Annotated in this window: 9 protein-coding genes; 4 read left to right on the top strand and 5 right to left on the bottom strand. The window is 45.3% G+C overall.

Annotated features, from left to right (window positions below; all coding sequences use genetic code 11):
- From B7L70_RS10805 to B7L70_RS10795, 3 genes are all read left to right on the top strand, one after another.
- Positions 1-1,053: phosphoglucomutase (locus B7L70_RS10805; RefSeq protein ID WP_081228153.1), on the top strand; the 1,053-nt coding region annotated here is incomplete at its 5' end.
- 77 nt (positions 1,054-1,130) lie between these two features.
- Entirely contained in the window at positions 1,131-2,000 is an 870-nt protein-coding gene (locus tag B7L70_RS10800) for a hypothetical protein (protein ID WP_238376218.1), read from the top strand.
- Between the two features lie 14 nt (positions 2,001-2,014).
- The gene (locus B7L70_RS10795; RefSeq protein WP_238376217.1) at positions 2,015-4,321 is read left to right on the top strand and encodes a DEAD/DEAH box helicase; all 2,307 of its coding nucleotides are present in this window, start codon (positions 2,015-2,017) and stop codon (positions 4,319-4,321) included.
- Here B7L70_RS10795 and B7L70_RS10790 read toward each other — a convergent pair.
- From B7L70_RS10790 to hmgA, 5 genes are all read right to left on the bottom strand, one after another.
- Complete coding sequence (locus tag B7L70_RS10790; RefSeq protein ID WP_081228152.1) at positions 4,299-5,303, bottom strand: lysylphosphatidylglycerol synthase transmembrane domain-containing protein; 1,005 nt, start codon at positions 5,301-5,303, stop codon at positions 4,299-4,301. The two genes, B7L70_RS10795 and B7L70_RS10790, sit on opposite strands and share 23 nt — an antisense overlap.
- Before the next feature lie 48 nt (positions 5,304-5,351).
- Positions 5,352-5,540 carry a hypothetical protein gene (locus B7L70_RS10785; RefSeq protein ID WP_238376216.1) on the bottom strand — a complete coding sequence of 63 codons (189 nt, stop codon included), beginning with the start codon at positions 5,538-5,540 and terminating at the stop codon, positions 5,352-5,354.
- Positions 5,541-5,764: 224 nt separating this feature from the next.
- Entirely contained in the window at positions 5,765-6,376 is a 612-nt protein-coding gene (locus tag B7L70_RS10780; protein WP_202908736.1) for a cysteine hydrolase family protein, read from the bottom strand.
- A 65-nt stretch (positions 6,377-6,441) separates the two neighbouring features.
- Entirely contained in the window at positions 6,442-6,861 is a 420-nt protein-coding gene (locus B7L70_RS10775) for a hypothetical protein (RefSeq protein ID WP_081228150.1), read from the bottom strand.
- Positions 6,862-6,961: 100 nt separating this feature from the next.
- Positions 6,962-8,218, bottom strand: coding sequence for a hydroxymethylglutaryl-CoA reductase (NADPH) (hmgA, locus tag B7L70_RS10770; protein ID WP_081228149.1), 1,257 nt, complete (start codon positions 8,216-8,218; stop codon positions 6,962-6,964).
- Between the two features lie 55 nt (positions 8,219-8,273).
- Between hmgA and B7L70_RS10765 the strand changes: the two genes are divergently transcribed.
- On the top strand, positions 8,274-9,412 hold a 1,139-nt coding region (locus B7L70_RS10765; RefSeq protein ID WP_081228148.1), incomplete at its 3' end, for an acetyl-CoA acyltransferase.

The following is a 9,412-nucleotide window of genomic DNA, read 5'->3' as shown; positions in this document are numbered from 1 at the left end:
GCACCAGCCCAGGAAGAAGACACAAACCAAATAGAAAAAACATACCAAGAAGAGGCGGAGGACATCAATAAATCAGTGAGCAAGATTGAAATTAAGGACGTGCCAACAATAGATCCAAGCGGTGATTATGTAAGTCATGTAATCAATGATACGTTGAGGTTCTTTAAACCGAGGACTAAGTTGAGGGTTCTTGTTGACCCGCTCTTCGGTACATCGATAGGCTACACGGGTAGAATACTTAGGGAGTTGGGTATGGACGTGGTGGAGACCCACAATTACTATGATTATAGGTTTGGCGGTAGAAATCCAAACCCTGAGCCGGACAACATTCCTGACACGATACAGCAGGTTACCAGTGGTGCGTACGATGCTGCTGTCGCGCATGATTGTGATGCGGATAGGATTGGGGCTGTTGATCCCAGGCATGGTTACCTAAGCCCAAACAATATAATAACAATCGTAATTAACGAATTAGCTAGAAGAGGTGTGATTAAGCGTGGGATAACTAAGTCAACATCTACAACGAACATTGTTGATGCAATAGCCAGTAAGTATGGATTAAGGATTTATGAGGTGCCCGTTGGTTTTAAGCATGCGGTTAAATACCTGGTTAGTGGGGAGGCTGATGTGGCTGGTGAGGAGAGTAGTGGTTTGGCGTATTCCTGGCACGTCCCCGATAAGGACGGGATTTACACAGCATCCTTATTAATAGCCGCTGCCTCAGAGTACGGTAGCTTGTCTGGGTTGTTTGATGAGATCATTAGGGAGTACGGGATGTCCTACTTCAGGAGGGTTGATTTACCTGTGGTTAATGGTAAGGAGGTTGTGGATAGGAATAAGGACTTAATAATTGAAAGACTTAGAGGCCTAGGGAGTGTGGTTGGGGATGTGAGGATTGATGGCGTTAAGGCTCTCTTTGATGATGGTTCCTGGGTACTAATCAGGGGTAGTGGCACAGAACCACTGGTTAGGATTTATGCTGAAGCCCACTCAGCGGGTAGGTTAAATGAGATTATAAGTGCTGCCGTATCGATAATTCAATCCCTTAAATAATACAAAATCAACAATCACGGGGTTACGATACATACCTGGTTTTAAGGTTAATATAGCGCTGCGTATCATCCGTAATTGTGAGAATATTCGTTAAGTGGTGTGGCCTGCCCTGGTGCATGTTCGTTGGATCCTGGCTATTCCAGGGGCTCAACGTTAATAAGTATGCCAGGGACGCAACACCAATAGTGCCTCCAGAACCCATTGTTGAGCTCCAGGGTGTTGACGATGACACGATTAGGCGGTTATTAAATGGGCTTAGGGTCCTAATCTCCCTGGCGTCAATAATCGCATGGACTAAGAAACTGGGTCTCCGGGTCTTCATACACGGTGCGGCAATCCCAGATCCAGTAGATGATTTCATAAGGGCTTCACTAGCTGGTGGTGCTGATGGAGTAATACCTGGAGATTTCGTGAAGATAAATAATGACGCCATAAACGTCATATCCACATCAGCCAGCGACTCACCCGTCGGTTATGTAATGGTTAATACATCAAACATAAACATTGGCAACGTTAGGTCATACGGCGTGATCATACTCGACCCGCCCGCGGACATTGATTGGCTTGTTAGGGTTAGGGATATGCTCAGGACTGGGGCTGGTGTTAAGGAGGTTTTTGTAGCATTAGGTGCTGATAAGCTTAGGGCTGATTTCATTAAGAGCGTTGCCGATATGGTGGATGGTATCGTAATCATGGAAATACCGATCATCGTGTCATTAAGCTTTGATGAGAACCCGGCTCTTAACGTCTTTAGATGCCCTAACTGCTATGTTGATTATGAGACCAGTAATGAGATTAGGAAGTGCCCAAGGTGTGGTGGTAGGGTTAGGCCGATTATAAAGCCGTGGGGTAAGGCAACGATCTTAAAAGATGGGGTGCTCAGGCTTAAGGGGCTTGAGGAGATTAGGGTCATGAGGCTGGAGCCACCCAAAACTATTAATCTCTAGTTCTAGCGTGTTTAATGACTGATTACGTAATGATTAGGGGGGATCGATTAACGGTGGCTAAGTACATGCTTGAGGATGATTTCATCGCCGAGTTGGGTAGTGATAGGGCTAGACTCGTCCTCTACGTTCATGAGGATAAACCTACCGAAATAACGTACGGACCAACGATAGATTCCCTCAATATTCCCAAGGAATTGATCAGTAGGCTTAGGGAGTTAGGTATTGAGAGGCTTTACGACTTTCAGTGGGAGGCGTATAAGTCAATAATCAATGGTTATGATACAGCGATAATGGCGGGTACTGGTGTGGGTAAGACTGAGGCCTTCCTACTGCCGCTAATATCGCTATCGCTCAATAGGGGTGTCAAGGCTATCATCATGTACCCAACCAAGGCTCTAGCCAGGGATCAGATGATTAGGATCCAAAAATACATAACGCCGCTGGGTATGTCAGTACTACCCTATGATGGTGATACATCGAGTGATATCAGGTCTAAGGTTTACGCGTCACCACCAAACATACTAATTACAAACCCAGACATGATCAGTGAGACGTTAACACGCGTCAGTAAATTCAGGGAGATTCTTAGGGAATATGGCCTAATTGTCCTTGATGATTTTCACATTTATAATGGAGTCTTTGGTGCGCATGTTCATTACGTGCTTAAGAGGATGAGTAGGTTTATGAGAAATCCGCAGTATGTAGTATCGACAGCCACTGTTGGTAATCCTACGGAATTCGCCAAAAGGTTGTTGGGTATTGACGATATAAGGTTGATACAAGGTCCTGAGGGTAGGAGGGGTATTACGAGGCATTTATTAGTTAGGCCAATAAGTAGGGGTAGGGTTGCCGAGGCTGCCGAGCTTGCCGTTACCTGTGTTAGGAGGGGTATGAAGTGCCTTGTTTTTGCCGATAGTCATAGGTTTGTGGAGTTAATAAAGAGGTTGGTCGATAAGAGGGGTGTTGGTGATAGGGTTAGGGTTCATAGGGCTGGTTTAACGATTGAGGAGAGGCATGAGGTTGAGGATGGGTTTAAGCAGGGTAGGTACCTTGTCCTGTTGGCCACGCCAACTCTTGAGATGGGCATCGACATTGGGGATGTGGATGTTGCCGTCATGGCTACGATACCGCCGAGTTACTCAAAATATCTTCAGAGGAGTGGTAGGGTTGGTAGGAGGGGTCAACTGTCGTATGTTATTCAGGTATTGGGTGATGATCCAATGAGCACGTACTATAGCTCAAGCCCGAGGGAATTCTATGCCAGGAAACCTGAAGATCTTTATGTTGAGGAGAGGAATGATGAGATCGCCAGGAGGCATTGTCTGTTGATGACTTACGAGAAGCCCGTGAGGAGTGGTTCAGTGGATATTTATTGTGAGGAGATCCTAAAATCGCTGGTTAATGATGGCTTGGTAGAAGTTAGGGGTAATTATTATGTCGTTACTGAGAAAGGTCGTGAAATTGCCAGAGCTACACGTGGAATCAGGGGTATTGGTGACGTGGTCAAGATACTCAGTGATGGTAAGAGGGTTATTGGGTTTAGGGAGCTTCCTATGGCTTTGAGGGAGTTGCATGAGGGTGCGGTTTACCTGCACGGCGGTAAGGTTTATGAGGTTTATAAGTTCGATATTGATGGTAGGAGGGCATTTGTTAAGAGGCTTCCTGACGATTACGACCTATACACAACAGCACTATACTACTCGGAGCCCAGTATTAATGAGGTTCTTGAGGAGGGCAGTATACACGCAATCCCGTACCAATACGCCAAGTTAACTATTAGGGAGGTTGTGTATGGGTACTTAGTAAAGAGGTTCAGTAGTAATGAGGTTGTTGAGAGGAGGGAGTTCAGACAACCCCTGAGTTACGAGTTTAGGACCAAGGGCATTGTGATCTACGCGCCATTCATAACCTTCAGTCCATTCGAGAATATAGATATCGTTGAGAGAGGTAAGGCCTACCACGCAGCTGAACACATAATGATAATGGTTGGCGAGAACGTGATTGGAGCAGGACCAACGGACATGGGCGGCATATCCTATCCCACAGGGCACATAATAATCTACGACTCATACCCAGGCGGCTCAGGAGCTACTAAGATGCTCCTTAGTAGGATTGATGATGTACTTAGGATATCGTTGGATGTATTAACGCACTGTACATGCGTTGATGGTTGCCCGAAGTGTGTTTACTCGCCTTATTGTGGTAACGATAATCACTACCTATCTAGGAGGAACGCCATAAGGGTTATTGATGCAATACTAAAGGGCATGCCGTCAAAGATAACGGAGATACCATCAATCACTGGGGAGTCCTACGATTAATGGTTAGGGTCCTTGTCACACCTAGGAATGCTGGCATGAATATTATCAAGGGCACCATGTACGTTATTACCCTAAACCAAATATCATAAGCCAGGTAATAATCACCAAGCCCCAGAATATCCAGTATATATAAGTTAGCGAGTTCGCCAATACCGGCAGAGCCTGGTAGTATTGATATGTAGGTTAAGACAACGTAGGATGATGTTATCAAGACGCCCATAATGAGGCTTATGCGAACTCCAAGGGCGTAGAAAATCAATTCAACGTTAAGTCCAGATAACACCCACTGAACCACTGATAATGCGAAAAGAAGCACATAGTCTAACAGGGTTAGATTAACACCATATACCTCACCCTCATTGATAATTATTAAGTTATTAACGAAACTTATTCGTGAACCAATAAACCTAAGGAAACCCTCAATGTACCTACCAAGCCTAGCGCTAACTATTGATATGAATAGGACGGCATACACCACAAGAAATGCGCCCGCCATTATCAGGGCTATGTATGGAACAACGACAATACCCAATAGGTAGAGCAATAGGACAATTAACGTGAGTGTTATTGTATCCACGGTGTATCTAAGGACAATACCCTCAGTAGCCCTCGTAGTTGGCAAACCCCTATTTGTCAAGTATGCTATAGATACAGCCTCACCACCAACATAAAAACCAGGCACCAGCAGTGAAGCAAACGTTTGCGCTGCGGCTATCTTAATCAACTCAAGGACACCTATCCTATAGCCAATGCCTCTATTAAAGATTATACTGAGCCTAACACCAACAAGCACCAATTGGGTTATGTAAACCAACTCTGATAATAACAGATAGAACGGGTATTTAGGAACCTCATACCTAGCCTTAGCAAGACCCGACTTTATTAAAACAATAATTGTAATCACAATGGTAATTATAGAAATAGCTATGAACAACACATCACGCCTCCAATCCTCACCACTAACACTATTCCGCCTACCCACCCACTAGCACTAAGAATCACAGGCTTTTAAAGCAACTCGCGTGATATATCAATCCATAGTGATTTTCCTAGCTATTTCTTCGATGCTTTGCCATACCATGTCAAAGCAGCCAATATACATCACTCGAGGTATGTCACTATCCAATGACTTATTAATGCAATCAACGAAGTCGGGAAGAACCATATTGACGGCATCCTGAACTATTTTCAGTCTCTCATTGAAGTCGATTTTCCTCAAAAAAATCGGTCCAATGCGAATCATTATTAATGAGAGCTTTAATTACATCCTCAGCATTAATTACACGGTCTCTACTCATTATGATTTCAATATCTAGCTGGTTTTTAAATTTTTCCCAAAGTATAATCTGAGAAAGCTAACTTTTAAATCAAAGTGAATACCTCAAAATATATTTTAATATCACGTATCGTTAAACTAACCCGGACCATATAATCAGAGAAATGCTATCTAAACCTTATACTATCTACTTTGGTAAGAACACCCTTATAGAGGAACGTAATCTGCCTTAACGCTGCATAGTAATCGAACTCATCCAGTGCGGATATGCCATCTATTGGAACCACTACGTTGTACCAATTAAGTGCAGCTGACCCTGCGGTGTGTAAGACGCATATGTTTGCGACGGTACCAACTATGACTAGGGTATCCGCATGTACCACGTGCCTGAGCACGTAGTCCAGGTCTGTGCCGAAGAATGCATCGTACCTACGCTTCCTGATCAGTATATCATCGGGCATTGGCTTGAGTTCATCTATTATCTCGGCACCCCACGTATTCATTACACAATGCTCACCCCAAATCCTGAACTCCGGGTCGTTCTTGAAATGCCAGTCCTGTGTGTATATTATTGGTACGTTAGCGTCCCTAGCCTTTTCCAGTAACTTCCTTATCGCTGGTACTGTGGCCTGGGCTGTGGGTACGTATAACTTACCGTTCGGCTTTACGAAATCATTCTGCATATCTACTACAACAACGGCAGTCTTCGAAGGAACCAGAATGACATCCTCCTTAATCTCCATCTCGGGTATTTTTACGTTACCCGTTATCTTCGACATCAAACCCATAATAAATGGGCGGGCTTATTTTTCTAAGGCGGCAATTTTTAACCTCAGGCTTAAACCTAAATCATTCTCTGGACCTTAATCATGAATTGCTTTATCTTCGACATTACATTCTCAACGTGCCAGACAGGGCTCACAAAGACCATCAACCAACCCTTAGAACCCATCTCGAAGAAGGCAATTTTGAAGTTCGAGAAGCGAATTATGAGGTATTGGTATGGACCGAGGAGGTCATCATTTATTTTAGAGGTATGATCGACGAACTCTATGAGGGAAAGGAGGTTTTTGAGGGATTTTACGGTGAGGGTGTTTGGGATGTGATAGATGAGTGGGATGCCGTTTGAATCGATGATTGCGGCACCGATAATTACTTCGCCGTCTATAAGCTCGCTAAGCATTATCCGCTTGAGCTCGGTTTGAAGGGTCTTTTCGACCACCTTCTTGTCTGGAGAAACATAAATTACCAAACTAATCCCCATAAAATAATAACGCAACTCTTTATAAGTCTTATCACTTCAATTTATGTACTATATATGTACTATAGAGGTTACGTATGCATCTATAACTCTATTAACAAACCTACACTTTACTAACTCCTCCCTTACCAGCCCTACCAAGCATCTCATGCGCTCTGGCCAACTCATCACGCGTTAATGCAAGCACTAGGTTAACCTCACCAGCCAGCACAGCTGCTGCCACGATTTCAGCAAACTTCAGTGCGTTCGTTCCAGGCGGATTTCCGGAACCGTAGACCCCAAGCATCTGGAGAAACTCTCTCTGTGTTGGTAATCCCGTGCCTCCGCCGACAGTACCAACCTCGAGGCTGGGTAGGGTAATTGAGACGTATAGATCACCGTTGTCCAGGGGCTCCATCCACGTTATCCCCATGCTTGACTCAACCACCTGTGCAACATCCTGCCCTGTGGCTATGAATATGGCGGCTATGATGTTGGCAAAATGGGCGTTGAAGCCGTATGAGTGGGCTAGGGCTGAACCCAGTAAATTCTTCCTATTATTCACCTCGGCAACGTCCTCTGCCGTAACACCCCACTCACTAAGTACGCTCTTGGGAATCACAGTCTCACTAACTACAGTCTTGCCTCTGCCCAGTAGGAAATTGACCGCATTCGCCTTCTTATCGACACACATATTACCACTAAGTGCGACAAGCCTAGCCCTGGGGAAATTACTCAATATATACTTGACAGCCTTATCCGTTGCTATTGTGACCATGTTCATACCCATGGCGTCACCCGTGGTGAACTTGAACCTAAGCCACACATTATTACCTACAATGAATGGTTGAATGTTGATAAGCCTGGCATGCCTACTTTTTGACTCCGCAACACCTTTTATTTCGTTGAAGTGTTCATTAACCCAATTAATCAATTCCACGGCATCAACTATGGAGGGTACTGTGATTACAGGTGCTCTTGTCATACCATCATTAATGACCTTACTCCTCGCACCGCCTGACTCAGTGATTATCTTGGCGCCCCTATTTACGGACGCAACCAGGGCCCCCTCAGTAGTCGCCAGCGGTATGTAGTAGGTACCGTTTGCGTAATCCCCAATTACTCGAAGAGGCCCAGCAATGCCCACCGGTACTTGTGCAGCACCTATCGTGTTTTCTATGTTCCTACCAACTACTGCGTTGAAGTCTATGACGGTCCTGCCAACATTATCGAGCTTAACGCCCGTGACCTTCTCAATATATGCCCTCCTGATCTCCGTCGCTTTGTTGGAGTCGTTAAGTGCTTTATCCAGCTCATGAAGCTTTAACTCACCCCTCTCTATCTTGGTTAGTATATCCTCGAGGCTTAGCTCCTCAACCATTACTGATGCCTAACCCAGGGAATATTTAAAAACTTCACATTTATGGCAACTGCTGGTGTTCAATACGACAGAAGTATACATCGTAGCCCACTCCCTAGTGCCGGGCGGTAGGCATTACGAAAAGGGGCTCAAGGAATTGTTCGCCGAAGCCTTCCTAAAGGTGCTGGACCAGGTAGGCAACTCCAACCTGGGTGCCGTATATGTGGCAAATGCATTCTCGGAGGTGCTCCAGGACCAGAGCGTCCTTGGGGCATTCCTAAGCGATTACGTTGGTTTAAGAAGGACGCCGGCGATTAGGATTGAGAGTGGTGATGGCTCTAGTGGTGTTGCGATATTGGAGGCGTACAACATGGTTAAGGCAGGGGTTTACGACTGCGTTGCTGTGGTTGGTGTTGAGAAGATGCATGATGTGACCAGTATTAAATTGAATAAGGCGTTGGCGACAATAACGGATTACGAATACGAGGGATTCTTCGGAATAACACCAGCAGCTCAAGCGGCCATGGCCATGAGGGAGTATATGCTTAAGTACGGTTATGACTATGAGGACCTGGCTTCATGGCCGATAAAGATGCATGAGAGGGGCAGTAAGAACCCATATGCATACATGAGGAAGCAGGCAACGCTTAAGGATGTCCTCGAATCAGAGGTTATCGCGGATCCGTTAAGGCTTTACGATGCAGCGCCAGCGGTTGATGGATCAGCAGCTGTGGTATTGTGTAATAAGCCATTAAAGAGTAATGCGGTTGTTAGGATTGATGGTATAGGTATTGGTGCGTACGGAACTTACATGGGGCAAAGAGACACACTAACTGAATTACTTTCCGTAAAGGATGCAGTAAACATGGCACTTAGGATGGCACACTCATCAATAGGCGATGTAAATCTTGTGGAGGTTCACGACACATACAGCATACTCGGTATACTAGCTCTTGAATCAATGGGCTTCGTAAGACCCGGGGAAACACCAAGGCTACTATCCACAGGTGCCCTAGACGCGGGTAACAAACTTGTAGTAAATGCTAGCGGCGGACTTAAATCAATGGGCTTTCCAGGGGGTGCCTCGGGCATGTACGAGATCGTCTCCATGGTCATGGAGCTCACAAACCAGAAACCATTTGACTCGCTTGGCAATGCTGGACTTGGTGTTGTTCAGGATATGGCTGGGTTTGACCTCGTATCAACAGCGATAGT

Source organism: Vulcanisaeta sp. EB80 (genome assembly GCF_002078205.2).
Note: the sequence above shows the minus strand (reverse complement) of the source record. Positions and strands in the feature narration are given on the sequence as shown.